This is a genomic window from Bacillus sp. PS108, from assembly GCF_037963335.1.
Classification (GTDB): Bacteria; Bacillota; Bacilli; order Bacillales; family Bacillaceae; genus Bacillus; species Bacillus subtilis.
Genome location: NZ_CP150155.1, coordinates 2131378 through 2154158, shown reverse-complemented (window position 1 = coordinate 2154158; position 22781 = coordinate 2131378). Strand labels below are relative to the sequence as shown.

30 protein-coding genes are annotated in these 22781 nt (G+C 42.6%); 24 read left to right on the top strand and 6 right to left on the bottom strand.

Annotated features, from left to right (window positions below):
* Positions 1–15: 15 nt before the first annotated feature.
* The 6 genes from NSQ16_RS10895 (at position 16) to NSQ16_RS10870 (ending at position 4213) form a co-directional block, all read left to right on the top strand.
* Complete coding sequence (locus NSQ16_RS10895; RefSeq protein WP_326248317.1) at positions 16–789, top strand: class I SAM-dependent methyltransferase; 774 nt, start codon at positions 16–18, stop codon at positions 787–789.
* Between the two features lie 259 nt (positions 790–1048).
* On the top strand, positions 1049–1660 hold the full coding sequence (locus NSQ16_RS10890) for a YpjP family protein (RefSeq protein WP_327836971.1): 612 nt from the start codon (positions 1049–1051) through the stop codon (positions 1658–1660).
* Between the two features lie 17 nt (positions 1661–1677).
* Positions 1678–2211, top strand: a complete 534-nt coding sequence (locus NSQ16_RS10885; RefSeq protein ID WP_003230797.1) for a phosphatidylglycerophosphatase A — start codon at positions 1678–1680, stop codon at positions 2209–2211.
* An 83-nt stretch (positions 2212–2294) separates the two neighbouring features.
* The gene (locus tag NSQ16_RS10880) at positions 2295–3089 is read left to right on the top strand and encodes a thymidylate synthase (RefSeq protein WP_327836970.1); all 795 of its coding nucleotides are present in this window, start codon (positions 2295–2297) and stop codon (positions 3087–3089) included.
* Entirely contained in the window at positions 3086–3592 is a 507-nt protein-coding gene (gene dfrA, locus NSQ16_RS10875) for a dihydrofolate reductase DfrA (protein WP_015383909.1), read from the top strand. The genes NSQ16_RS10880 and dfrA overlap by 4 nt, the downstream gene beginning before the upstream one ends.
* Positions 3593–4213 carry a hypothetical protein gene (locus tag NSQ16_RS10870; RefSeq protein ID WP_024572094.1) on the top strand — a complete coding sequence of 207 codons (621 nt, stop codon included), beginning with the start codon at positions 3593–3595 and terminating at the stop codon, positions 4211–4213.
* Positions 4214–4251: 38 nt separating this feature from the next.
* On the opposite strand, the gene NSQ16_RS10865 is transcribed toward NSQ16_RS10870, so the two are convergent.
* A complete protein-coding gene (locus NSQ16_RS10865) occupies positions 4252–4893 on the bottom strand; it encodes a hemolysin III family protein (RefSeq protein ID WP_004398522.1) in 642 nt (213 codons plus the stop codon).
* A gap of 20 nt (positions 4894–4913) precedes the next feature.
* Complete coding sequence (locus tag NSQ16_RS10860) at positions 4914–5909, bottom strand: sigma-54-dependent transcriptional regulator (protein ID WP_327836969.1); 996 nt, start codon at positions 5907–5909, stop codon at positions 4914–4916.
* A gap of 248 nt (positions 5910–6157) precedes the next feature.
* On the opposite strand from NSQ16_RS10860, the gene ilvA reads away from it, so the two are divergent.
* From ilvA to NSQ16_RS10825, 7 genes are all read left to right on the top strand, one after another.
* Positions 6158–7426, top strand: a complete 1269-nt coding sequence (gene ilvA / locus NSQ16_RS10855; RefSeq protein WP_024572005.1) for a threonine ammonia-lyase IlvA — start codon at positions 6158–6160, stop codon at positions 7424–7426.
* Between the two features lie 85 nt (positions 7427–7511).
* Positions 7512–7763, top strand: coding sequence for a DUF2535 family protein (locus NSQ16_RS10850; protein WP_004399020.1), 252 nt, complete (start codon positions 7512–7514; stop codon positions 7761–7763).
* 146 nt (positions 7764–7909) lie between these two features.
* Positions 7910–8491, top strand: a complete 582-nt coding sequence (scuA, locus tag NSQ16_RS10845) for a cytochrome c oxidase assembly accessory protein ScuA (RefSeq protein WP_327836967.1) — start codon at positions 7910–7912, stop codon at positions 8489–8491.
* Positions 8492–8568: 77 nt separating this feature from the next.
* Complete coding sequence (locus NSQ16_RS10840) at positions 8569–9336, top strand: SGNH/GDSL hydrolase family protein (protein WP_003245956.1); 768 nt, start codon at positions 8569–8571, stop codon at positions 9334–9336.
* A 9-nt stretch (positions 9337–9345) separates the two neighbouring features.
* Positions 9346–9909 (top strand): YpmS family protein, encoded by a 564-nt coding sequence (locus NSQ16_RS10835; RefSeq protein ID WP_015251867.1) that lies wholly within the window; start codon positions 9346–9348, stop codon positions 9907–9909.
* 12 nt (positions 9910–9921) lie between these two features.
* Positions 9922–10116 (top strand): protein YpmT, encoded by a 195-nt coding sequence (gene ypmT, locus NSQ16_RS10830; protein WP_017696912.1) that lies wholly within the window; start codon positions 9922–9924, stop codon positions 10114–10116.
* A gap of 71 nt (positions 10117–10187) precedes the next feature.
* Positions 10188–11525, top strand: coding sequence for an MATE family efflux transporter (locus NSQ16_RS10825; RefSeq protein WP_014477118.1), 1338 nt, complete (start codon positions 10188–10190; stop codon positions 11523–11525).
* Positions 11526–11574: 49 nt separating this feature from the next.
* On the opposite strand, the gene NSQ16_RS10820 is transcribed toward NSQ16_RS10825, so the two are convergent.
* The gene (locus tag NSQ16_RS10820) at positions 11575–12000 is read right to left on the bottom strand and encodes a MarR family transcriptional regulator (protein ID WP_004398634.1); all 426 of its coding nucleotides are present in this window, start codon (positions 11998–12000) and stop codon (positions 11575–11577) included.
* Positions 12001–12131: 131 nt separating this feature from the next.
* On the opposite strand from NSQ16_RS10820, the gene msrA reads away from it, so the two are divergent.
* Both msrA and msrB read left to right on the top strand, forming a co-directional pair.
* Entirely contained in the window at positions 12132–12665 is a 534-nt protein-coding gene (gene msrA, locus NSQ16_RS10815) for a peptide-methionine (S)-S-oxide reductase MsrA (protein WP_014477117.1), read from the top strand.
* Positions 12666–13100: a peptide-methionine (R)-S-oxide reductase MsrB gene (msrB, locus tag NSQ16_RS10810; protein ID WP_014480061.1), complete on the top strand. Its 435-nt coding sequence runs from the start codon at positions 12666–12668 to the stop codon at positions 13098–13100.
* A 43-nt stretch (positions 13101–13143) separates the two neighbouring features.
* Here msrB and NSQ16_RS10805 read toward each other — a convergent pair whose 3' ends face one another.
* The gene (locus tag NSQ16_RS10805; RefSeq protein ID WP_014477115.1) at positions 13144–14169 is read right to left on the bottom strand and encodes a nucleoside-diphosphate sugar epimerase/dehydratase; all 1026 of its coding nucleotides are present in this window, start codon (positions 14167–14169) and stop codon (positions 13144–13146) included.
* Between the two features lie 370 nt (positions 14170–14539).
* On the opposite strand from NSQ16_RS10805, the gene NSQ16_RS10800 reads away from it, so the two are divergent.
* Positions 14540–15688, top strand: coding sequence for a phytase (locus NSQ16_RS10800; protein WP_327836965.1), 1149 nt, complete (start codon positions 14540–14542; stop codon positions 15686–15688).
* Between the two features lie 70 nt (positions 15689–15758).
* On the opposite strand, the gene cgeB is transcribed toward NSQ16_RS10800, so the two are convergent.
* Together cgeB and cgeA are read right to left on the bottom strand one after the other, a co-directional pair.
* A complete protein-coding gene (gene cgeB, locus NSQ16_RS10795; RefSeq protein WP_327836963.1) occupies positions 15759–16712 on the bottom strand; it encodes a spore maturation protein CgeB in 954 nt (317 codons plus the stop codon).
* 6 nt (positions 16713–16718) lie between these two features.
* On the bottom strand, positions 16719–17120 hold the full coding sequence (cgeA, locus tag NSQ16_RS10790; RefSeq protein ID WP_015251873.1) for a spore crust protein CgeA: 402 nt from the start codon (positions 17118–17120) through the stop codon (positions 16719–16721).
* 204 nt (positions 17121–17324) lie between these two features.
* Here cgeA and cgeC point away from each other — a divergent pair, with 204 nt between their 5' ends.
* The 8 genes from cgeC to NSQ16_RS10750 all read left to right on the top strand — a co-directional run bounded on the left by cgeC (position 17325) and on the right by NSQ16_RS10750 (position 22774).
* Positions 17325–17630 carry a spore maturation protein CgeC gene (gene cgeC / locus NSQ16_RS10785; protein WP_003230826.1) on the top strand — a complete coding sequence of 102 codons (306 nt, stop codon included), beginning with the start codon at positions 17325–17327 and terminating at the stop codon, positions 17628–17630.
* A gap of 64 nt (positions 17631–17694) precedes the next feature.
* Positions 17695–18975 carry a spore maturation glycosyltransferase CgeD gene (gene cgeD / locus NSQ16_RS10780; protein WP_327836961.1) on the top strand — a complete coding sequence of 427 codons (1281 nt, stop codon included), beginning with the start codon at positions 17695–17697 and terminating at the stop codon, positions 18973–18975.
* 28 nt (positions 18976–19003) lie between these two features.
* Entirely contained in the window at positions 19004–19783 is a 780-nt protein-coding gene (gene cgeE / locus NSQ16_RS10775) for a spore maturation N-acetyltransferase CgeE (RefSeq protein ID WP_015383898.1), read from the top strand.
* 79 nt (positions 19784–19862) lie between these two features.
* A complete protein-coding gene (gene yoyG / locus NSQ16_RS10770; RefSeq protein WP_003218179.1) occupies positions 19863–19976 on the top strand; it encodes a YhzE/YjcZ family sporulation protein YoyG in 114 nt (37 codons plus the stop codon).
* Positions 19970–20125 (top strand): hypothetical protein, encoded by a 156-nt coding sequence (locus tag NSQ16_RS10765; RefSeq protein WP_015714119.1) that lies wholly within the window; start codon positions 19970–19972, stop codon positions 20123–20125. Before yoyG ends, NSQ16_RS10765 begins: the two co-directional genes overlap by 7 nt.
* The gene (locus NSQ16_RS10760; RefSeq protein ID WP_163116747.1) at positions 20106–21440 is read left to right on the top strand and encodes an aspartate aminotransferase family protein; all 1335 of its coding nucleotides are present in this window, start codon (positions 20106–20108) and stop codon (positions 21438–21440) included. Before NSQ16_RS10765 ends, NSQ16_RS10760 begins: the two co-directional genes overlap by 20 nt.
* A 6-nt stretch (positions 21441–21446) precedes the next feature.
* Entirely contained in the window at positions 21447–22136 is a 690-nt protein-coding gene (locus NSQ16_RS10755; RefSeq protein ID WP_003230839.1) for a CoA transferase subunit A, read from the top strand.
* A complete protein-coding gene (locus tag NSQ16_RS10750) occupies positions 22121–22774 on the top strand; it encodes a 3-oxoacid CoA-transferase subunit B (protein ID WP_015383895.1) in 654 nt (217 codons plus the stop codon). Before NSQ16_RS10755 ends, NSQ16_RS10750 begins: the two co-directional genes overlap by 16 nt.
* Positions 22775–22781 lie beyond the last annotated feature (7 nt).

Sequence of the window (22781 nt, the reverse complement as noted above, 5' to 3'; positions counted from 1 at the left end):
TTGGGAGTACAGAAGATGATAACAACAAGCTATAGACCGTCTGAACACACCATAAAAACTGCAAAGCAGCTTTCTAAAGAGCTAAATATGCCATACTGCGGCCGGAATAAACAAACGGTTGAACACCTGCTGAAATCAGCTGAACGTGATTTGCTTGTGGTCGGCAAAGAGCGGTTTGAGCTGTATACGAAACAAGGTGCCAAATTCTTTTTTCATCCGAATACAGCGATGTTCAGAGCCAAACGCTTCTTACAGGGGGAGAAAGAGCCTATGCTTCGGGCTGCGGGCTTATCTGAAGGGGATACGTTTTTAGATTGCACACTCGGGCTGGGGTCAGATGCCATTATCGCAAGTATGGCAGTAGGCGAAACGGGTTCTGTTGTTGGGATTGAAAAAAACCATCTTGTGTCTGTTTTAGTGAGGACGGGGCTGCATTCATGGGAAACGGGTATAGAAGAGCTTCAAGCTGCGATGAGAAGAATCCAGGTGAAGAATGGTGATTGCTTTGAACACATCAAGCAGCTTCCTGACAACTCTGTTGATGTGGTTTATTTCGATCCAATGTTTCATGAACCTGTAGAGACCTCTGACGGCATCGCGCCTTTACGTGATTTGGCAGAGGATTCCATTTTGCACGAAGGATGTATCAATGAAGCGGTACGAGTCGCCAGAAAAAGCGTTGTGCTAAAAGACCACTGGAAAAGCCCGCGGTTTGAACAGTTTGGTTTTAACGTCATGAAAAGAAAAACAGCACTGTTCCATTATGGCGTCATTCAAACAAGCCCGTGATTCATATCACGGGCTTTCTGTTAATCGGTGACCTCCATGACGACAAAGTATAATAATGTTAAGAGTGAAACTGTGGCAAACAGAGTGTCAATCATGCGGAAAGCCTCCTTTCATGAAATATTGTAAGCGTTTTTACACAAAGTGCATAGCAACGAATCTCCTAATTTGCATATCAGTTTCATATAGTACATGACTTGCATGTTTTGGATGTGCTAAAATAAGAGAAACATGACAATAAAATAGAGAGGAATAAGCAGTCATGAAATTGTGGATGAGAAAGACCCTTGTGGTTTTATTTACCATTGTAACGTTCGGGCTCGTATCTCCTCCGGCTGCCCTTATGGCGGACAAGCCTTCCGGACAGCCGAGCAGTCTTGAGCAGAATGATTACACCGCTTTTTATGATGAGCATGACCTGTACGATGATGAGTCGGATGACAGGCGAGATCCTGAACTGCTTTTTCAATCGTACAAGGAACAGCTCCTTGACAGCGCTGAGGATCAGTCCTTTTTAAAATTCGGCAGCAGAATCGCTCCTGTCATTGAGGATGACTATCGGAAAGAGATCCTGCCAAAAATCGAAAATGTGATTAGTGATTATTTAGCGACATTGCAAGATGATGAGGCGTACCAAGATATTGTGATCTCAAGCATGCCTTCAGCGGGCAAAACGGAAAAAATTTTCAACGTTTACAATCGGACAACTGGAGAAGATCTTCTCAGATTCCATGTGCGAAGAGACCACCCGCCTCATGACGGCTACTGGTTTAATTTTCATTATCATACAGCAGAAGATGGATTTCAATCACATCATGAGCTTGGGAGCATTTACTGGGACCGCAACACGCCTCCCAACTGGATGAGTGCCTAAAGGAGATGCCATTAGACATGAAAAAGTACACAATGAATGAAATGGTCGATATAACAAAGGATATGCTGAACAAACGGGGCGTTATGATAGAAGATATTGCACGGATTGTTCAAAAACTTCAGGAAAAATACAATCCAAATCTGCCGCTCAGTGTTTGCATGGAGAATGTAGAAAAAGTCCTGAACAAACGTGAAATTATTCATGCTGTTTTGACAGGCCTTGCACTCGATCAGCTTGCAGAACAGAAGCTTCTCCCCGAACCGCTGCAGCACCTTGTTGAAACGGATGAACCGCTTTACGGCATAGATGAAATTATCCCGCTCTCAATCGTTAATGTGTACGGGTCGATCGGTTTGACCAATTTCGGTTATTTAGATAAAGAGAAGATTGGAATTATTAAGGAACTTGATGAAAGTCCAGACGGTATTCACACCTTTTTGGATGATATTGTGGCAGCTCTTGCTGCAGCAGCGGCGAGCAGAATTGCACATACGCATCAGGATCTGCAAGATGAAGAAAAAGAACAGGATGAAAAGCCTGTCGTCAGCTGACTATAAAAAAATCATTTCTGGGTTCAGAAATGATTTTTTATTGTGTTACACTACTAGAAGACTACTTTTAAAGGATGAAAAAAATGAAACAGTATAAGGATTTATGCAGACATGTTTTAGAGCATGGTGAGAAAAAGGGAGACCGGACAGGGACCGGAACAATCAGCACTTTCGGATATCAAATGAGATTTAATTTACGGGAAGGCTTTCCGATGCTCACCACTAAAAAACTCCACTTTAAATCAATTGCGCATGAACTGCTGTGGTTCTTAAAAGGAGATACGAATGTACGCTATTTGCAGGAAAACGGAGTGCGAATCTGGAATGAGTGGGCTGATGAAAACGGTGAACTTGGACCTGTATATGGCTCCCAATGGCGTTCTTGGCGGGGAGCTGATGGAGAAACCATTGATCAAATTTCCCGTCTTATTGAAGATATTAAGACAAATCCGAACTCCAGACGCTTAATCGTCAGCGCCTGGAATGTTGGTGAAATTGATAAAATGGCGTTGCCGCCGTGCCATTGCCTGTTCCAATTCTATGTGTCTGACGGCAAGCTGTCCTGTCAGCTGTATCAGCGCTCTGCCGACGTTTTCTTAGGTGTGCCGTTTAATATTGCATCTTATGCCCTGCTAACCATGATGATTGCTCATGTGACTGGGCTTGAACCGGGCGAGTTCATCCATACGTTTGGTGATGTTCATATCTATCAAAATCATATTGAACAAGTCAATTTGCAGCTGGAAAGAGATGTTAGACTGCTTCCGAAGCTTCGTTTCGCCAGAAAGGTTGATTCTATTTTCCACTTTGCATTTGAGGACTTTATCATCGAGGATTATGATCCGCATCCTCATATAAAAGGGGTGGTCAGCGTATGATTTCATTCATTTTTGCGATGGATGCCAACAGGCTTATCGGCAAAGACAATGATTTGCCGTGGCATTTGCCCAATGATCTTGCATACTTTAAGAAAGTAACATCGGGCCATTCAATCATTATGGGCCGGAAAACATTTGAATCGATCGGACGTCCGCTTCCAAATCGGAAAAATATTGTCGTTACCTCAGCGCCGGCTTCAGAATTTCCGGGATGCACCGTTGTCAGTTCATTAAAGGATGTACTGGACATTTGTTCAGGCCCTGAAGAATGCTTTGTGATCGGAGGGGCTCAGCTCTATACGGACCTGTTCCCTTATGCGGACAGACTGTATATGACGAAAATTCATCACGAGTTTGAGGGTGACCGTCATTTCCCTGAATTTGATGAATCCAATTGGAAGCTGGTTTCTTCTGAGCAGGGGATCAAAGACGAAAAAAACCCGTATGATTACGAATTTCTAATGTATGAAAAAAAGAATTCTTCTAAAGCGGGAGGATTTTAATTGGTTCGCTACAGCCTTCTAGTGGTTTATATTGTGTATATGCTGTTAAAAAATATGAAACAATTATTTAATCAAACAATGCTCGATCCCCGTCTGTCATACAAAAAACAGATGACTCTTGTGTACGAACAGCCAAAGGCGTTTTTGGAAGGCTGTATCGGCATCTCCGGTTCAGTTGTGACAATCCATCAGCCAGAGCCAATACCACACGGTCCTGTTTTGTATGTACATCCCCGTTTGCGTTTGGCTGAACTGGCCTTAATTGCTGGATATATTGAGGAACCGGCCGGCTTTATCGCCAACCCAAAAGTGTTCCGCTTGCCTTTTATCGGGCAATGGCTGGATCGGATGGATGTGATTTCAGACGGTGATTCAGAAAAGGTATATGAAGATGTGACAAAACAGCTGGAAAAGGGACAAAGCCTGATTCTTTCACTAGATGGTTCTATTGATCCTATAGAACTTGCGGCCCGCTATCATCTTCCGTTGGTGATGGTGGAAACGAAAGGAACAGATAACATGCAAAAGGGCTCGTTTTTTAAACGCTTAAAACCGGCAGACATTGAATTGTCCTTTTCAAAAGCTTATATACCTGCCAATGAAAAACAATTACGTGCATAAAAAAGCGCAGTCGTGAAGACTGCGCTTTTCTGTTACTGTTACGAAAGGAACGGCACCTTTACACAATAGAAGAGCACGCAGAAAAACATGGCAGCGCTCCCGCCCAATACAAAGCTGTGCCAAATGGCGTGATGGAAGGGGATCTTTTTCCAAATGTAAAAGATGGTTCCGACAGAGTATAAAATGCCGCCGAGAAAAAGGAGGCTGAATCCCGCTCCGCTCAGTGAAGCATATAAAGGTTTAACTGCAATAATCATCAGCCACCCCATGACTAAATACACGAAGGTTGACAATAGGATAAACCGTTTCACAAAGAAAATTTTAAAAACGATTCCGCCTAGGGCAAGTGACCATACGATAACCAACAGGGTAAAGCCGAGTGTGCCTTTCAGCGGTCCAAGCAAAAAAGGCGTGTAGGTTCCGGCGATGAGTACGTAAATCGCGCTATGATCAATAATCTCCAAAATGTCCTTCGTTTTTTTATGTGTGATGCTGTGAAGCAGTGTGGAGCTCAAATATAACAGCAGCATAGAGACACCGAATATTGTAAAGCTGACAATGTCCCATGCAGACCCGTAATTAGCCGCAAATATGATTAGAAACACTAATGCTGGGATGGATAAGAGGACACCGATGCCGTGTGTAATCGCATTGGCGATCTCTTCTTTGATTGTAAACAAGTACATTCTCCTTTCGATCGCTAGATCATTTGATTTTTTAACGTCTCTATAAAGCTCAAGCCCTCAAAGGTAATTTTTGTGCCTGCGCGTCCGCGGCTTTTGGTGACATAATCTTTTTTCTCCAAATAGTCGAGACGGCTTCTGACCTGCTGAGGAGTTAACGAGGTTTGGGTATTTTTGCTGTATTCAGAAATGATCCGTCTGCTGGCAGGTTCTCCTTCTTCGTTCAATACTTTTATTGTTTCCAAAATAAACAAAAACTCTGCTTTTTCCATTAAAGTCAGCAGCTTCGCTTTTTTCTTCGACGTTTTTCCGTCTATCGCGCCTCTAATATATGGCGGCAGGTCATATGGCTGAATCGTTCCTCCGCTTGATACTGCCGCCATATAATCTGCAGCGTTTTTTAATTCCCTGACATTGCCTTCAAATGCATGCTTCTCAAGCACGGGAAAAACGGAGGGATCGATTAACAATTGCTGACCGGAATTTGAGAGAAAATGCTTTGTCAAAAGCGGAATATCGCTTTTTCGTTCCGATAATTCGGGCAGTGTGAGCGTTAAAATGTTCAGTCTGTAGAATAAGTCTTGCCTGAAGGTATGTTCCACGGATCGGTCTGCAGAAGCACAGATCATTCGCGGTTTCTCCGTGTCTGAATCAAGCGCTTTTAACAGCTGAGCTTGTACAGAAGCAGGCATGCGCCATACATCATCAAGAAAAAGGGTTCCTCGTACCGCTTTTTGAAAAACACCTGTGTTTCCGTTAGGGCCAAAAAGCTCATGAATAAGGGTTTCTTCCGAATGGGTGCTGCAATTGACGCTTATAAACGGTTCATTGCTTCTCGAAGATTCCAAGTGTATGGCATGTGCGAAGTGATTTTTGCCTGTTCCGATTTTTCCTGTTATTAAGACAGGAAGCTCCGATAACGAGAACTGCTTGGCGATTCGCTTCGCTTCCAGGAAAGTTTGATGTTCTCCGATTAGATGTTGAAATGTATTGAGTTTTGGTGCACTATTCATCAATTGGCTCCTTTTGGTTCTAATTGGTTTCATTATATCATGCCTTTTGGTTGAAAACACCCTTTATTTTACGATCATCTTTTTTCTTGGCTCTGCAGGATAATGGTTGAACAGAAGTTACCACAAGATGTGATGGACATAGTCTGTATTTTTTTAATTATTAAATAAAAATAATTGTCTTATTTTTTGAATATTCATGTTATAATGGCATATTAAATAGGGATTTAAAACAAGAAAGGAATCTGTACATGAAACCGTTGTTGAAAGAAAACTCTCTCATCCAAGTGAAAGACATTTTGAAGGCTCACCAAAACGTAAAGGACGTTGTCATTCACACACCTTTGCAGAGGAATGACAGACTTTCTGAGAGATATGAATGCAATATCTATTTAAAACGTGAAGACTTGCAAGTTGTCAGATCTTTTAAGCTCAGAGGGGCTTATCATAAAATGAAACAGCTTTCCAGCGAGCAGACAGAAAACGGAGTTGTGTGTGCAAGTGCCGGAAACCACGCTCAAGGTGTGGCATTTTCGTGTAAACATCTTGGCATTCACGGGAAAATTTTTATGCCGTCTACTACACCGAGACAAAAAGTATCTCAAGTTGAACTATTCGGAAAAGGATTTATCGATATTATTTTGACAGGCGATACGTTTGACGATGCGTATAAAAGCGCTGTTGAATGCTGTGAGGCTGAATCTCGGACGTTTATCCATCCGTTCGATGATCCGGATGTGATGGCCGGACAGGGGACGCTCGCAGTCGAGATTTTAAACGACATTGATGCAGAACCGCATTTTCTTTTTGCAAGTGTCGGAGGCGGCGGCCTTCTCTCTGGGGCAGGTACATATTTGAAAAACGTGTCTCCTGATACAAAGGTAATTGCTGTTGAGCCGGCGGGAGCGGCATCCTACTTTGAATCAAACAAAGCTGGGCATGTCGTCACACTTGATAAAATTGACAAGTTTGTAGATGGGGCGGCTGTTAAAAAAATTGGCGAGGAAACCTTCCAGACGCTGGAAACTGTCGTTGATGACATTCTCCTTGTGCCTGAAGGAAAAGTATGTACATCCATTCTTGAATTATATAACGAATGTGCGATTGTTGCTGAACCGGCCGGAGCTCTTTCTGTCGCAGCGCTTGATTTGTACAAGGATGAAATCAAAGGAAAAAATGTGGTGTGTGTGGTCAGCGGGGGGAATAACGATATCGGAAGAATGCAGGAAATGAAGGAGCGTTCCTTGATTTTTGAAGGTCTTCAGCATTATTTTATCGTCAACTTTCCGCAAAGAGCGGGGGCGCTCCGCGAATTTCTTGACGAAGTCCTCGGGCCGAATGATGACATTACAAGATTTGAATATACGAAGAAAAATAATAAAAGCAACGGACCTGCTCTTGTCGGCATCGAGCTGCAGAACAAAGCCGATTATGGGCCGCTGATTGAACGGATGAACAAAAAACCGTTTCATTATGTAGAGGTGAACAAGGATGAGGACTTGTTCCATTTGCTGATCTAATTTTTTTACACAACCGCGCAAAATGACAGACAGCCCGGCTGGCATCATATATAATAGAAGAAAAACAAAAAAGAGGATTGATAGCTTGTTACTCAAAAGCCTAGAGTTCAAACGCGGTGACGGGATTCAGGTGAAAGTGACAGAAATACCTGTATTAAAGGAAGATGAGCACTATTTCTTTATGTTACATCACCATTTGCAATTCTACTTAAAAGAAGTGTTTTCATCAAACAGCAGGGCAAAAGTGTATTCTTTCCGACATTATATGAAGCGCCGGATGAAGTGGGCAGATTATCAGGCTGTATTTCATCAAGAGGTGTTAAAGCACAACGCGTAACATGCCGTTTTTTACCTGCATGCCCTCCTTTGTAATCGTTAATGGGAGGCATGCAGGATTTTTTTTGCTCAGTATCGAATACAAACATAGGACAGTAAGGACGGTTTTAGAAAGCGTTTTTATGATGGCTGGAAAGGGTGGATGTCATGAAGGTTATCAAGGGGTTAACGGCTGGGCTGATTTTTCTGTTTTTGTGTGCATGCGGAGGACAGCAGATTAAAAATCCGCTCAATTACGAGGTGGAGCCTTTTACATTTCAAAACCAAGACGGCAAGAACGTTTCTTTAGAGAGTTTAAAAGGAGAAGTATGGCTGGCGGATTTTATTTTTACCAATTGTGAAACTATATGTCCGCCAATGACCGCTCATATGACCGATCTGCAAAAAAAACTGAAAGCCGAAAATATAGATGTCCGTATCATATCATTTAGTGTTGACCCAGAAAACGATAAGCCGAAACAGCTGAAGAAATTTGCCGCAAATTATCCATTATCGTTTGATAACTGGGATTTTCTCACCGGATACAGCCAGAGTGAGATTGAAGAGTTCGCACTTAAGAGCTTTAAGGCGATTGTGAAGAAACCTGAGGGACAGGACCAAGTCATTCATCAATCTTCTTTTTGGTTAGTAGGCCCGAACGGCAAGGTGCTGAAAGATTATAATGGAGTGGAAAATACACCGTACGATGATATCATTTCCGATGTGAAGTCAGCCAGTACACTCAAGTAAGCTAAGAGACTAGGCATTTGCAAATCTTCTAAAACATGATACACTTTCCACTAGTAGAATGGGAAGGAGCAACAAGATTGAAGCTGCGCATTTTTTCAATCATGGCCAGTTTGATTTTGCTTCTTACTGCGTGTACGAGCATACGTACATCATCTGAGGGAAAACAAAAGGCCCATGAAACGAAAACAAAAGAACACATTGTCATAGCGGCTGTCGGAGATTCGCTGACAGAAGGAGTCGGAGATCCCGACGGAAAGGGATATGTCGGCAAGGTGGCGGATTCTATCCGGTCAGATAAACAAGTCAAAACGGTCGACGTGAAAAATTATGCCGTAAAAGGGAACCGTTCGGATGATTTATTAGAAAAACTAAAAGATAAAAAGGTTCAAAAAGGCATAAAGGACGCAGATTATGTCTTTTTTACAATTGGCGGTAATGATTTGATGAAAATCCTTCGCCAAAACTTTCTGCAATTAACCGTTGAACCGTTTCAGGAAGCGGAAAAACCGTACGAAAAGCGCTTTGAAAAAATCATTTCTGAAATTCGCGAGCTGAATGATCACGCTGAGCTGATTTATGTTAGCATGTACAATCCGTTTACGTTTACATTATCAGAACTAAATGAAATAAATGGTGTCGTCACGGATTGGAACCATATTGCTGAAAAAGAGCTGAAAAAAGATAAACATGCAAAAATCGTTCATATCGAAGATTTGTTCAATCAAAAAAGTGACAGCAGCCGAATTTCTGAGGAAGATGATTTTCATCCTAATGGTACGGGTTATTCTCTTATCGCAAAGCGCGTCTATCAAGCCATCAAAAAAGAAGGATTACCGAAAGAGTAGGGTGACAGCATGAATAAGTGGAAGCGACTGTTTTTTATATTGCTTGCAATCAATTTTATCCTCGCCGCCGGGTTTGTGGCACTTGTTTTGCTCCCGGGGGAACAGGCTCAGGTGAAAGATTCATCTGAGAGCGAGTATGGATTTCAAGTGACAAGCACAAAAGAATCATTAGCTGCGTTTGTTAACTCATATTTAAACGACAAAGCATCAAACAAGCTTGATTATAAAGTAGAGATTGATGATGATGTTCATGTCGCAGGGAAAATCAAGGCATTTTCCACGTCTATTGATGCGTTTATCGCTTTTGAGCCGACCGTGAAAAAAAACGGTGATGTAGAGCTGAATGTCACGAAATTTTCGTTAGGGAAATTGAGTATACCAATTAGCTTTGTGTTAAATTATATGGACAGCTTTTATGAATTGCCGTCATTTGTCCATGTTCACCCCGGAGATAAAAGCATTGAAGTGCGTTTGTCAGAAATGCCTTTAACGAATGGAATGTATGTCAAAGCGGATAAGATAAATTTAGAAAAAGATGAAATTGAGTTTTCCTATTACCATCCTAAACAATAGAGGTGACTGAAAATGAAACGGATTTACCAGTATTTCAGTTTATTATCCTTTACATTTTCCCTGTACTTCGGCTGGCTTGCTTATCATCATCTGACCGCTGAAGACATGGATCAAATGTATTTGAATGTTTCCTATTGTGCCTTGTTCCTAAGTGTGATGGTGTTTACATTCGGTATGCGAGACCGAAAAAAAACCGATAAGTCATGAAAAAAGAGACATGAAACAACGTCTCTTTTTTCGTGCGGTCCAAAGAAAATTTGAGAACACAAGGAGAAAAGATGAAAGCATACGATTTTACACAGGGGAACGTGCTGAAACAGCTTGTACTGTTTTCAATGCCTATTATGCTCGGAAACGCATTGCAGGTTTCCTTTCAATTTATAGACAGCTTGTGGATCGGCAATTTACTGGGGGCAAAGGCCCTTGGGGCAGCCGCGGTATCAAGCACGATTGTTTTGACCGTGCTGTCTTTTATTTTGGGCCTTAACAATGCGACGTTAACCATTTTATCTCAGCAAAAAGGAAAAGATGATGTAAAAGGAATGGCGTCGTATATTAACGCTTTTGTTGTTTTATTAACAGGCCTAAGCATCGGATTCGGCGCGGCCGGTTTTTTTCTCTCAGAGCTTTTGCTGCGTCTTCTAAAAACGCCGGAGTCAATGATACCGCTTGCTGAGACGTATTTACAGATTCAATTTATCGGCATTTTATTTTTGTTTGGTTATAACTTTATCAGTACTGTGCTTCGTGCGCTGGGCGACAGCAAGACACCTCTCCGGTTTATTGCGTTTGCTGTTGTACTGAATACAGTGCTTGCGCCGCTCTTTATTTCTGTGTTCCGCATGGGAATAGCGGGAGCGGCTTATTCAACGATTTTGTCACAGGGCATTGCGTTTCTGTATGGGTTGTTTTATGTCATCAAACACAAGCTTGTGCCATTCTCGATTCCGAGAATGCCCAAGTGGGAAGAGTCCGCGCTGATTTTGAAACTCGGGATTCCGGCAGGTCTGCAGATGATGGTGATTACAGGCGGTATGATGGCGATTATGAGTGTTGTCAACTCATACGGAGATCACGTGGTATCAGGCTTTGGCGCGGTGCAGCGGCTTGATAGCATCATCACGCTTCCAGCAATGGCTGCCGGTACGGCCGTCAACAGTATGGCAGGGCAAAATATTGGAATCGGAAACGAAAAAAGAGTGGGAACAATTGCAAGGCTGGGTGTGATAGCTGTTATTTCCTGCATGCTGGTGATTGCGGTTATGATTTGGGTATTTGGTAAATATCTCATAAGGTTATTTATCAGTGAGCCCGATGCGGTCGCATTTGGTGAACAATATTTGAAGTGGATCGCGTTTTTCTACCCTTTTATTGGGATTAATTTTGTGCTGAACGGAATCGTCAGGGCCGCGGGAGCGATGCTGCAGGTTCTGGTATTAAATTTAATCTCGTTTTGGGTGTTGAGATATCCTTTCACAGCTCTATTTTCAGCTTGGCTTGGACAAAAGGGAATCGGGCTTGGAATCGGAATGAGTTTTTTATTTAGCAGCTGCGCGGCATTTTTGTATTATAGATATGGCCGCTGGAAAGCAATGAAGCTGTTTACTGAAAAATAAGTGAAGCACTGCGAAAAGCACATACCTATATATCGGTATGTGCTTTTTTTCACCGTTTTTTATCAAGTTTGCTGAAGAGCTCGATTAACGTGGCAAGTTCAGCATCAGTGTAGCAGTCAAAGCGTTTAAAGAAATATTCCGTTTTTTTCTCGTTAAAGTGCTGAAGGACTTTTTCGCCCGCTTCAGTGATATGAATGCGGATGATGCGTCTGTCTTCCTTCGATCTGATTCTCGTAATCCATTCCTTTTCTACCAGCGCATCGGTCACAGCCGTAATGTGGCTTGCCGATACCTCTAAAATAGGCGCAAATTCAGTGACTTTTTTAGGCCCTTGTTCACTGAGGATCCGAAGAATGGTGAATTCATTCCGCGACAGCTCTTTATCTAAAATTTCATTGATTTCATTGCGTATTTGTTTAAAGACTTTACGGAGTAAAGTTTCCATATCGTACATCATCTGTGTTCTTACTTTCAAATTTGTGAACCTCCATTACATAAGCATATTGCTTAAAACCTATAGATTTTATTGAAAAGCAGAATCATTTTCATTCTATTTTTACATGCTATAATATAATAATACCACGTATTAACAAAGGAGGCACCAGTATGTCTGAAAAAAAAGAAATCGCCACATTTGCAGGAGGCTGTTTTTGGTGTATGGTTAAACCTTTTGACGAACAGCCGGGAATTGAAAAAGTGGTGTCCGGGTATACAGGCGGCCATACTGAAAACCCTACGTATGAAGAGGTGTGCAGTGAAACGACGGGACATCGTGAAGCCGTTCAAATCACGTTTAATCCTGATGTATTCCCTTATGAAAAACTGCTTGAATTATTTTGGCAGCAAATCGATCCGACAGATGCCGGGGGGCAGTTTGCTGATCGCGGCAGTTCCTATCGCGCAGCCATTTTTTATCATAATGATAAACAAAAGGAGCTTGCGGAAGCTTCCAAGCAACGTCTGGCGGAAAGCGGCATCTTTAAAGATCCGATTGTAACGGACATTTTAAAAGCTGAACCTTTCTATGAAGCGGAAGGCTACCATCAGCATTTTTATAAAAAGAATCCAGCACATTATCAGCGCTACCGGACAGGTTCCGGACGAGCGGGATTTATCAGCGAGCATTGGGGGGCTAAATAAATGGCGTACAATAAAGAAGAAAAAATAAAGTCATTAAATCGCATGCAATATGAAGTAACGCAAAATAACGGCACGGAGCCGCCATTTCAAAATGAATATTGGGATCATAAGGAAGAAGGGTTGTATGTAGACATTGTGTCAGGCAAGCCATTGTTTACATCCAAGGATAAATTTGATTCCCACTGCGGCTGGCCAAGCTTTACAAAGCCGATTGAAGAAGAAGAAGTGGAAGAAAAACTGGACACGAGCCACGGCATGATTCGCACAGAAGTAAGAAGCCGAACTGCTGATTCTCATCTTGGCCACGTATTTAATGACGGACCTGGTCCAAACGGACTTCGTTACTGCATAAATTCAGCAGCGCTGCGGTTTGTTCCGAAGCATAAGCTAAAAGAAGAAGGATACGAAAGCTATCTGCATCTCTTTAATAAATAAAGTGTTAAAAACAGGCCTGCCTAATGGATAGACAGGCTTGTTTTTATGCCTTTTTCTCTTGATGCAATTCTTCAATAATCTGAGCAATTCTTTCTTTCGTAATGAGCGGGGCTTGATCTGATTGATACCCAGGCAGATTGACTTTGCGAAAGTCAGGATGTTTTTCCGGCTCTGGAAGGATCGCATAAAGGTTGCCCCATTCATACAGTGATTCAATTTCATGTGGAGATGTTAATTCTTCGTGAAGCTTTTCACCTGGACGCTTGCCCACTTCTACTGCAGCCGGCCGCGGGAGCCCGTGCTGCGATGCATATTCTTCAAACCCATGAATCAGTTCTTCAAGTTTCAGTGATTCCATTTTGAAAATAAAGGTTTCTCCGCCTTTTGTAATAGCAGCCGATTGTAATGTCAATGTAGCTGCATCGTCTATTGACATGAAAAATCTGGTCATGTTTTTGTCTGTGATGGTCAGGGGTTCACCCTCCATCATCTGTTCAAATAATATGGGGATGACCGAACCTCTGGAACCGAGAACATTTCCAAAGCGGACCGAACAAAACAAGGTTCCTTTGTTTTGGACGTGGCGGTTTGCTTGATGAAACAGCTTTTCAGATAACAGCTTGGTGGCACCCATTGTGTTCACAGGAGATACAGCTTTATCTGTACTGATATTAATGACATGCTGCACTCGGTGTGAAAGGGCAGCTTCCACCACATTTTGTCCGCCGATGAGATTGGTCTGGATCGCTTCAAATGGATGGTCCTCACATGTCGGAACCTGTTTCAGCGCAGCCGCGTGAAAGACGATATCAACGCCTTTCATCACCTGATTCACCCTTCTGTGATCGCGTACATCTCCAAGTACAAATAATAGCCGCTTATCCTCCGCATACTTTTGGCTCATGACATACTGTTTACTGTCGTCTTTGCTGAATACAATCACCTGTTTAGGTGTAAGCAGCAAAAGGCGTTTGACAATTTGACTCCCGATTGAACCCGTTCCGCCAGTGACTAAAACTGTTTTGTTATGGAAAAATGGTTTTAGTTCTGCTGTTTGCTGTTTAGGCATGGCTTATCCTCCAACTCTCGTTTCTCTACCATGCATCATATGTTCAACTTTGTAATCGAATTAATGAAAGCAACCAATAAAACAAAATTTAGGGGAATGATCATGTCACAAAGTGTTCTTTTTTAATAGAAAATGGAAAAACGGACGTAACTAAGGAACAACAAAACTAAATAAACAATGTACTAAATATTCAACATATTTTTATTTCGCTCCGCAAAAGGAAATCTGGCAAAGTCATCTCACGTACCTCTTTGGGGAATAAGTTGTTTATGAGTCAGAAACCCTATAAAAAAAGGTTCATTTTCCTCACGGTAATCACCTGTATATATTTTACAATAGTAGTGTTAGTGATAAAAGAGGAGGGTACCAAATGAAGGTTTCAAAAACAATGCTGCTAAGCACTGCCGCGGGTTTATTGCTTAGCCTGACAGCAACCTCGGTGTCGGCTCATTATGTGAATGAGGAACATCATTTCAAAGTGACTGCACACACGGAGACAGATCCGGTCGCATCTGGCGATGACGCAGCAGATGACCCGGCCATTTGGGTTCATGAAAAACACCCGGAAAAAAGCAAGTTGATTACGACAAATAAGAAGTCAGGCCTCGTCGTGTATGATTTAGACGGAAAACAGCTTCATTCTTATGAGTTTGGCAAGCTCAATAATGTCGATCTGCGCTATGATTTTCCATTGAACGGCGAAAAAATTGATATTGCTGCCGCATCCAACCGGTCCGAAGGAAAAAATACAATTGAAGTATATGCAATAGACGGGGATAAAGGAAAATTGAAAAGCATTACAGATCCAAAACATCCTATTTCCACCAATATTTCTGAGGTTTATGGATTCGGCCTGTATCACAGCAAGAAAACAGGAGCATTTTACGCATTAGTGACAGGCAAACAAGGGGAATTTGAGCAGTATGAAATTGTTGATGGTGGAAAGGGTTATGTAACAGGGAAAAAAGTGCGTGAATTTAAGTTGAATTCTCAGACCGAAGGCCTTGTTGCGGATGATGAGTACGGAAACCTATACATAGCAGAGGAAGATGAGGCCATCTGGAAATTTAACGCTGAGCCCGGCGGAGGATCAAAGGGGCAGGTTGTTGACCGTGCGACAGGAGATCATTTGACAGCTGATATTGAAGGACTGACAATCTATTATGCACCAAATGGCAAAGGATATCTTATGGCTTCAAGTCAAGGAAATAACAGCTATGCAATGTATGAACGGCAGGGGAAAAATCGCTATGTAGCCAACTTTGAGATTACAGATGGCGAGAAGATAGACGGTACTAGTGACACGGATGGTATTGATGTTCTCGGTTTCGGACTTGGCCCAAAATATCCGTACGGGATTTTTATGGCGCAGGATGGCGAAAATATCGATAACGGACAAGCCGTCAATCAAAATTTCAAAATTGTATCGTGGGAACAAATTGCACAGCATCTCGGCGAAATGCCTGATCTTCATAAACAGGTGAACCCGAGGAAGCTGAAAGACCGTTCTGACGGCTAGAAAAGAAAGCAGCTTGTGCGGCTGCTTTTTTCTATGAATAAAAAAATCGTTCATAGCAATGAACGATTTTTCATGAGAGCGCCAGATGAATCGCTTTTAGTTTTGCAGGAAGCTCATCAAACGTAAATGTGGGTACGATCTCTTTATAATTGGCTGCTGCAGCTTTTTGCCGTTCTTCAGGGTGGTTGATATAGAAAGCGGCTTTTTCCTTAAAGTCGTTCATGCCGTGATAAGAAATAAAGGATGAAAAAGGATGCGCCGCGGGTAAATCTGTTAATTGAAATGCTTCGCATGCAGCGATATCAAACGTTCGGTTATTAAAACTGGCATTTTTGATGCGCATAGTATTTTGGTTGAAAGCAAAATGATAGGGACGATGCGCATTAATTACGATGTCTGCCCCATTATAATAATGAACGGCCTGTTCGGGTGGAACCCATGTGCTGACGACATCAATATGCGGCTGTTTGAGCACTTTTTTAGGCAGATATTTTCCCCATTCCTTGCCGATTACCCGAACCGTGAATGGCAGATGGAACGCTTCTTTCATAAGCTGAACCCGATTAGGGTAAGGATAGCCGATGATTAACAGATTTGAATGATAGGAATGTTCGGTGCCCATTTTTTTAAACAGCCGATGGTTAACTGGTATCGGAACATAATAGACGTTCTGGTAGCCGAGCTCTTGATAGTAGAGAGCTGCATTTTGTTCTATCGTTAATATGGCGTCAGCAAGCTTAATTACCTGAAGGCTGATATCCATATAAAATGGGTCTTCGGTCAGCCAAACATACACGGGGATATCCTTACCCTTTAACCAGGTCAGCCAGTCGTGAGGAACGCGGTCTCCAACCATCATAAGTGTGAAGTCCGGCTGAAACGCTTCGATCTTCATCAAAGATTCTGCTTCAGGTTTATCTGCAATCATATACTCTGTATGAGTGTTCTGAAAACATTCTTCAGCCCAGCGATCAAAATAACTGTATATTCCTCCGTATCCCGACTGGATATACAAGACTTTCATCGGATGTTATGAAAAGAACGTAACGCTTTCTACTTTGTCTACATCAATTAATGTTGTAGCTTGGCCTGCCGGAGTGACGGAGCTTTCCTGTGTTACAAAGACGATACCGTGAACTTGATCGAAAGCAACGAAAACAACCGGTCCGATCATGTCACCTGAATCAGTCACAATGCTGATTGTAGTGCCTGGCGTAATTCTGGCAAAAATCCATCTTGCCGGAAGAGAAGGGTCTAAAAGAGATTCTGCCGTAACCGTTTCACTTTCATCTACTTTTTGATCGATGGCAGCATCAAGCAAGGCTTTAAGATTACTATCCATATTTTCTCCTCCTTCTGTTGCAGTTGGAAATAAAGGGCTTAAAACGGCTTTAATTAAATCCTTTTTTAACTGTGCATTTTCAGAGCTCATTACACACACCTCCTATTCGATAGTGAACTCACGTTATTCATATTCTTCCGGCTGTTATTTGGTATGAGTCGAACGCCGTACCTGATCTATTTTTCATCTATTTAAGGAAAATGCTGATTTTTTAATGGAGTGGACATAGCCTATACCATAAATCGAAGTCGCACATATTGTGAAACAGAGATAATGATAAGGGAGAGGGATGATTTGGATTTAGAGAAACAAGTGGATCGAGAAGAAAACCAAGATGATCTGCATTTTATTTTGCTTTTGCTGATTCTGCTTATACGTCAATCGTCTTCTGAAGGAAATCCATCTGACCTCAGACGCCAGCTTGTTTTTGCAAAAGAGCTGGGCGTACCGGTTTCAAAAGTCAATTTGATCAACGGAGATACACTTCAAAATGTCATCGTAAAAGAAGTTCTGACTGATTTGGTTATTTTCCAAAACCCGTTAAATAACACGAGATCTCATGTTTCACTCTCAAGTGTTGTAAGCTGGGGTGCTTTTTAAATGATGACAGAGGCTCTGCTTGCTGCGGAGCCGTTTTTATGTTTGACGGCGGGAGGCGGTATAGATGGGAGAGAAAGTGTCTATTATTTTAACAAGTTACAACAAACCCGATTATTTGCAAAAAGCGATCGAAAGCGTGATACAGCAAACGCATGATTTTTGGGAGCTTTTTATCATGGATGATCATTCGAATGCAGAAACAACTGCGGTGATTCACAAGTATCTCCATGACCGGCGCATTCAATATCATAACAGTTTCGTGCATCCTGCAGATCGATTAAAAACAACCCGTTATGCCACATTAATTAACAGTGCGCTCCCATTTGCAGACGGCGATTACATTTCCTATCTTACTGACGACACTGTTTATCATCCTGAGCGGCTGAGCCGTATGGTGCAAGAGTTTTCACATAAGCCTGAAGCGCAGGCGGTCTATTCAAAACAAAAAGTTGTACATGTAAACGAAAGGGGAGAGGAAATCTCACATTTCTACAGAAATGCCAATGCAGTGCTTGATCAGGCCGCTTTTCAAGTTGATCATTGCTCCGTTATGCATCGCCGTTCGTTACTTAATCTCATCCACCATAAATTTGGAGGCTACTGGGATGATGATATGAAGCATTGGAATCATGGAGACGCAATTTTTTGGGCGAGACTCAACAACTTTACCCCATTTCTGCCGATAAATGAAGTATTAGACACAACCTATAAAACCCCAGATTCATTTCAAAATGCATATCGGTTTCTGCCCGCCGATTTGATTGACGGCTCTTTTGTAAAAGGTTCAGATCAAAATGTGTATTTTTTTGATCAGGGTGTAAGGCATCCTGTTGGAGAAAAGTGGGGTTTTTTGTATCTAAATCGGACTGTCGCTGTTCCAGACCCATATTTATTCCAATATAGGATTGGCAAAATTTTAAACATTCCGAATTATATTTTAGTAAAGGAAGCTGACCATCCTGCAATATTTTATATCGAAGCCGGAAAAAAAAGGCGAATTGTGGACCAGTATGCGTTTCAATTTTATCAATTTCAAAGAAAAGACATAGTGACAATTGGAAAAGAAGAGATGGAGATGCTTCCGGAAGGACCGCCGATTACGTGGAAACGATCTGAATTGATCAAAAATCCACCTGGCCGACGGGTGTTTTTCATCGAACGCGAGCCGTTTTTGTTTCTAAACGGCGTCTTTCACCCGATTAGTGAACAAGTAACAAGGAAATTTTTTTTACATCAGAAGCCAATCTCCGCTTCTTTCCGAAATATTCAACAATTTCCAATTGGAAAGCCGTTTTATCCGGTGTACGATGAGATTATAAAGAAATTGAATATTGCAACAGAGTAAAGGTATAGGTCATAAAAAGGAGACGTTCATGACAGGACATTATTCAAAAACGGAACATCAATATATATTGTTAACGTCTGAATCGGCATCGTTTGATCATTACAGCGTATACAGAGATCCGCAGCTTCCGCAAATTTTTTCTCATAACTTTGTTCAGCTTCATGATACGTTTCCATTGGAGCGGTTACTTAACTTTTTACCCTCCGTACCAAAGCTGCTTGATGCGAATTATCTCCATTTAAAAGCGTCGCCGCAGCATGTTTTTCCGCTCGGCTTGAAGCAGTCGCTTGTAAAAAGCGGTTTTGTCGTCGAGGATGAGCTACTATATGACATGAAGCTTAGTGACTGGAAGGGGCAGATGGGACATCCTTTAACCGCATGGGGGACGGCGAAAAGTCTTAGCGACGGATCTTCTATTATGAAAATTTACGATTCCATTTATATTGGAGAAGCAATCGCTGAACAAAAATTAAAAAGAAAATATCCTTTCTATGAAGCAGGTATAATCATTCTTGTTGTTTGTTACAGCGACCAGGCACAGAAAGTTCCCATTGGGTGCGGCGAGCTGTTTATCGATCATCAAGAGAAAACGGCTAAAATCGAAGAAGTGGCAATTTTAGATCAGTTTCAAAGGAAGGGCTACGGCAGTATCTTAGTGAAAGAAATGCTGTCCATCGCCAAATCACTAGGAATGGAAGCAGCCTACTTAGTTGCTGCAAGCACTGACGGTGCAACTCAGTTTTACGAAAAGCTGACGTTTAAAAAATATGAGCGGGTGCATACTGTATTTCATTATTTCCTTACATGAAATAGGCGTTTGCACAAACCATTTGGGACTTGGCCCGCATAAAATGCCGTATATCGTGATAAGAAAGGATGAAAACAGCATGTATGGATACTCTGGGTACGGTTACGGATTTGGCTGCGGGACAAATACATTTGTGTTAATTGTTGTCTTGTTCATTTTATTAATTATTGTTGGAGCCGCTTTTATTTGCTAGATGCTGAAATTCCAAAAGAGCCTTCCCTATTAGGAAGGCTCTTTTTATGTGAAAAAGTTTTTGCGGGGAACGTCATGCCGCCATTTGGACACTCATACAATATGGTAAAAGGGGTTTTGAGGTGGGAGCATGAGCAGTTATTTGATTAAGCCAGAGCTTAGCTCGGCCTATCCGGTTGTCAGTTATGCGAAGGGTTCATATGTTTATGATCAGACCGGAAAAAAATATCTCGACGGCTCGTCAGGTGCGGTGACATGTAATATCGGCCACGGAGTTCGTGATGTGACTGAGAAGCTGAAAGAACAGCTTGATCAGGTGTCTTTTGCTTACCGCTCACAGTTTACGAGTGAGCCCGCCGAGCAATTAGCCGCTCTCTTGGCACAGGAGCTGCCCGGAGATGTGAATTGGTCTTTTTTTGTCAACAGCGGATCAGAAGCGATAGAAACAGCTATGAAAATCGCCATTCAGTATTGGCAGGAAAAAAAGCAAACACAAAAATCCATCTTTTTGTCTCGATGGAGCAGTTACCACGGAATAACTTTGGGAGCGCTTTCATTGTCTGGTTTTTATGAAAGGAGATACCGGTTCACCCATCTCATTGAGCGGTATCCAGCTATCTCAGCTCCACATATTTATCGGCTGAATTATGAGACGGAAGAAGACTTTGTTCAGACTGCAGCTGATGAACTGGACACCATGATCAAAAGAATCGGAAGCCAATTCATCGCCGGCTTTGTGGCTGAGCCTATTATTGGTGCTGCAGGCGCAGCGATTACTCCGCCTCCGGGATATTATGAGAGATTAAGTGAGGTATGCCGCACACACGATGTGCTTTTTATTGCAGATGAAGTGATGACGGGGCTTGGGAGAACAGGAAGGATGCTCGCGACAGAGCATTGGGATACCGTACCTGATATTGCTGTACTGGGGAAGGGACTCGGTGCGGGGTATGCGCCTATTGCTGCTGCCGTCGTATCTGATTCTATTATTGAAACCATAAAACAAGGGTCAGGTGTGATTATGAGCGGTCACACATATAGTGCACATCCCTATTCAGCCAAAGCTGCTCTTGAAGTTTTGCGATATGTGTTAAAGCACGGCTTGATCAAACAATCAGAAAAAAAGGGCGCTGTGCTGAAGAAGAAGCTTGATGAGGCGGCATCTCAAAGCGGCATTATAGGTGATGTGCGCGGAAAAGGACTGCTATTAGGCATTGAATTTGTGACAGACCAAAAAACGAAGAAAGTGTTTCCGCCAGAGCAGGCGGTAACCCAGCTTATTGTCAGCGAGGCGAAAAAACGCGGGCTGATTGTTTATCCTTCCAAAGCTGGAATAGACAGTGGAGAAGGAGATGCTGTCATTATTGCTCCTCCTTTTACCATTTCAGACGGTGAAATGGAAGAGCTTATCTCTATTTTTTCAGAAACAGTTGCAGCGGTCGAAAAAAACTTAAAAAAGGATTGACATTAAATGGCGCCATTTCAAAAAGCAATCAGCATTGACACAGCAATTGCAGATGTTCGGGATGGATCGGTTCTGATGTTTGGCGGTTTTGGGGGAGTCGGGTCGCCTCCTTCATTGATTGAAGCGATATTGGACAGCGGTGTAACGGATTTAACTGTGATTTGCAATGACGCCGGTTTCCCGGATATAGGGATCGGCCCGCTTATTGTTAATCAACGGGTCAAAACCCTGATCGCCTCGCATATCGGTTCCAATCCTGTAGCCGGAAAACAGATGACAGAGGGGACGTTAGAGGTTCAATTTTCACCTCAGGGAACGCTTGCGGAACGGATTCGCGCCGGCGGAGCGGGGCTTGGCGGTATTTTAACCGACGTGGGCATTGATAATCAAATGGTTTGCGAAAAAAAGGACATTGTAACAGTGGCGGGAAAACGATACTTGATTGAAGAGGCGCTGACGGCTGATTTTGCTTTCATCAATGCTTACATTGCAGATGAATTCGGCAATCTAACGTATGACAAAACCGCGCGCAATATGAACCCGCTTATGGCAATGGCCGCCAGGAGAACCTTTGCCGAAGCTGAGCGTATCGTTCCGATGGGTGAGATTTCTGAAGAAATGATTGTCACACCGGGGGTTTTTGTTGAGGGAGTTGTACGAAGCGAGGGAGTGAAGTGGAAATGGGCTTGGGAGTAGCAGAAAGAGAACAGATTGCAAAACGGGCTGCTACTGAAATTAAGCAGGGCATGATTGTGAATCTCGGTATCGGTATCCCATCCTTGGTACCGAACTTTTTGCCGCCTGACATGCAGGTCATGTTTCAAGCGGAAAACGGTGTCCTTGGCATTGGAGAAAGTCCCGAAAAGGGAGAAGAGGATGCGCATTTATGCAACGCCGCGGGCTATCCTGTCCGCGCTGTAAAAGGGGCGTCTTATTTTGATACAACCATGTCTTTTGCGATGATCAGAAAAGGCAAAATTGATATTACGATTTTAGGCGCCCTGCAGGTGAGCCAATCAGGAGATTTGGCAAATTGGCTTGTTCCGGGAAAAAAGGTGCCTGGTATGGGCGGGGCGATGGAGCTTGCCCAAAAAGCGAAAAAAGTGGTTGTCGTCATGAGTCATACAGATCAAAAGGGAAGGCCTAAATTAACAGAAAGGTGTACGCTGCCATTAACTGCTGCAGGCTGTGTAGATTTGATTATTACCGAAAAAGCGGTTCTTGAGGTCGATAGCCATCACTTCATTTTAAAAGAGCTGATGAATGGCTCGACAATCGATGAGGTGACGAGGCTGACAGAAGCTGAAATCAAAATAGATATGCCTTTTTCTTAAGAGGGGG

Bases quoted from the DNA above. Each gene is read 5' to 3' on its own strand.
- yoyG (WP_003218179.1), top strand. From the start codon at position 19,863: ATGTATGGATACTCTGGGTACGGTTACGGATTTGGCTGCGGGACAAAT.
- NSQ16_RS10835 (WP_015251867.1), top strand. From the start codon at position 9,346: ATGAATAAGTGGAAGCGACTGTTTTTTATATTGCTTGCAATCAATTTT.
- msrA (WP_014477117.1), top strand. From the start codon at position 12,132: ATGTCTGAAAAAAAAGAAATCGCCACATTTGCAGGAGGCTGTTTTTGG.
- msrB (WP_014480061.1), top strand. From the start codon at position 12,666: ATGGCGTACAATAAAGAAGAAAAAATAAAGTCATTAAATCGCATGCAA.
- NSQ16_RS10760 (WP_163116747.1), top strand. From the start codon at position 20,106: ATGAGCAGTTATTTGATTAAGCCAGAGCTTAGCTCGGCCTATCCGGTT.
- cgeA (WP_015251873.1), bottom strand. From the start codon at position 17,120: ATGAGCTCTGAAAATGCACAGTTAAAAAAGGATTTAATTAAAGCCGTT.
- NSQ16_RS10895 (WP_326248317.1), top strand. From the start codon at position 16: ATGATAACAACAAGCTATAGACCGTCTGAACACACCATAAAAACTGCA.
- NSQ16_RS10750 (WP_015383895.1), top strand. From the start codon at position 22,121: ATGGGCTTGGGAGTAGCAGAAAGAGAACAGATTGCAAAACGGGCTGCT.
- scuA (WP_327836967.1), top strand. From the start codon at position 7,910: ATGAAGGTTATCAAGGGGTTAACGGCTGGGCTGATTTTTCTGTTTTTG.
- NSQ16_RS10800 (WP_327836965.1), top strand. From the start codon at position 14,540: ATGAAGGTTTCAAAAACAATGCTGCTAAGCACTGCCGCGGGTTTATTG.
- cgeB (WP_327836963.1), bottom strand. From the start codon at position 16,712: ATGAAAGTCTTGTATATCCAGTCGGGATACGGAGGAATATACAGTTAT.
- NSQ16_RS10885 (WP_003230797.1), top strand. From the start codon at position 1,678: ATGAAAAAGTACACAATGAATGAAATGGTCGATATAACAAAGGATATG.
- cgeE (WP_015383898.1), top strand. From the start codon at position 19,004: ATGACAGGACATTATTCAAAAACGGAACATCAATATATATTGTTAACG.
- ypmT (WP_017696912.1), top strand. From the start codon at position 9,922: ATGAAACGGATTTACCAGTATTTCAGTTTATTATCCTTTACATTTTCC.
- NSQ16_RS10825 (WP_014477118.1), top strand. From the start codon at position 10,188: ATGAAAGCATACGATTTTACACAGGGGAACGTGCTGAAACAGCTTGTA.
- NSQ16_RS10805 (WP_014477115.1), bottom strand. From the start codon at position 14,169: ATGCCTAAACAGCAAACAGCAGAACTAAAACCATTTTTCCATAACAAA.
- ilvA (WP_024572005.1), top strand. From the start codon at position 6,158: ATGAAACCGTTGTTGAAAGAAAACTCTCTCATCCAAGTGAAAGACATT.
- NSQ16_RS10755 (WP_003230839.1), top strand. From the start codon at position 21,447: ATGGCGCCATTTCAAAAAGCAATCAGCATTGACACAGCAATTGCAGAT.
- dfrA (WP_015383909.1), top strand. From the start codon at position 3,086: ATGATTTCATTCATTTTTGCGATGGATGCCAACAGGCTTATCGGCAAA.
- NSQ16_RS10890 (WP_327836971.1), top strand. From the start codon at position 1,049: ATGAAATTGTGGATGAGAAAGACCCTTGTGGTTTTATTTACCATTGTA.
- NSQ16_RS10860 (WP_327836969.1), bottom strand. From the start codon at position 5,909: ATGAATAGTGCACCAAAACTCAATACATTTCAACATCTAATCGGAGAA.
- cgeD (WP_327836961.1), top strand. From the start codon at position 17,695: ATGGGAGAGAAAGTGTCTATTATTTTAACAAGTTACAACAAACCCGAT.
- NSQ16_RS10880 (WP_327836970.1), top strand. From the start codon at position 2,295: ATGAAACAGTATAAGGATTTATGCAGACATGTTTTAGAGCATGGTGAG.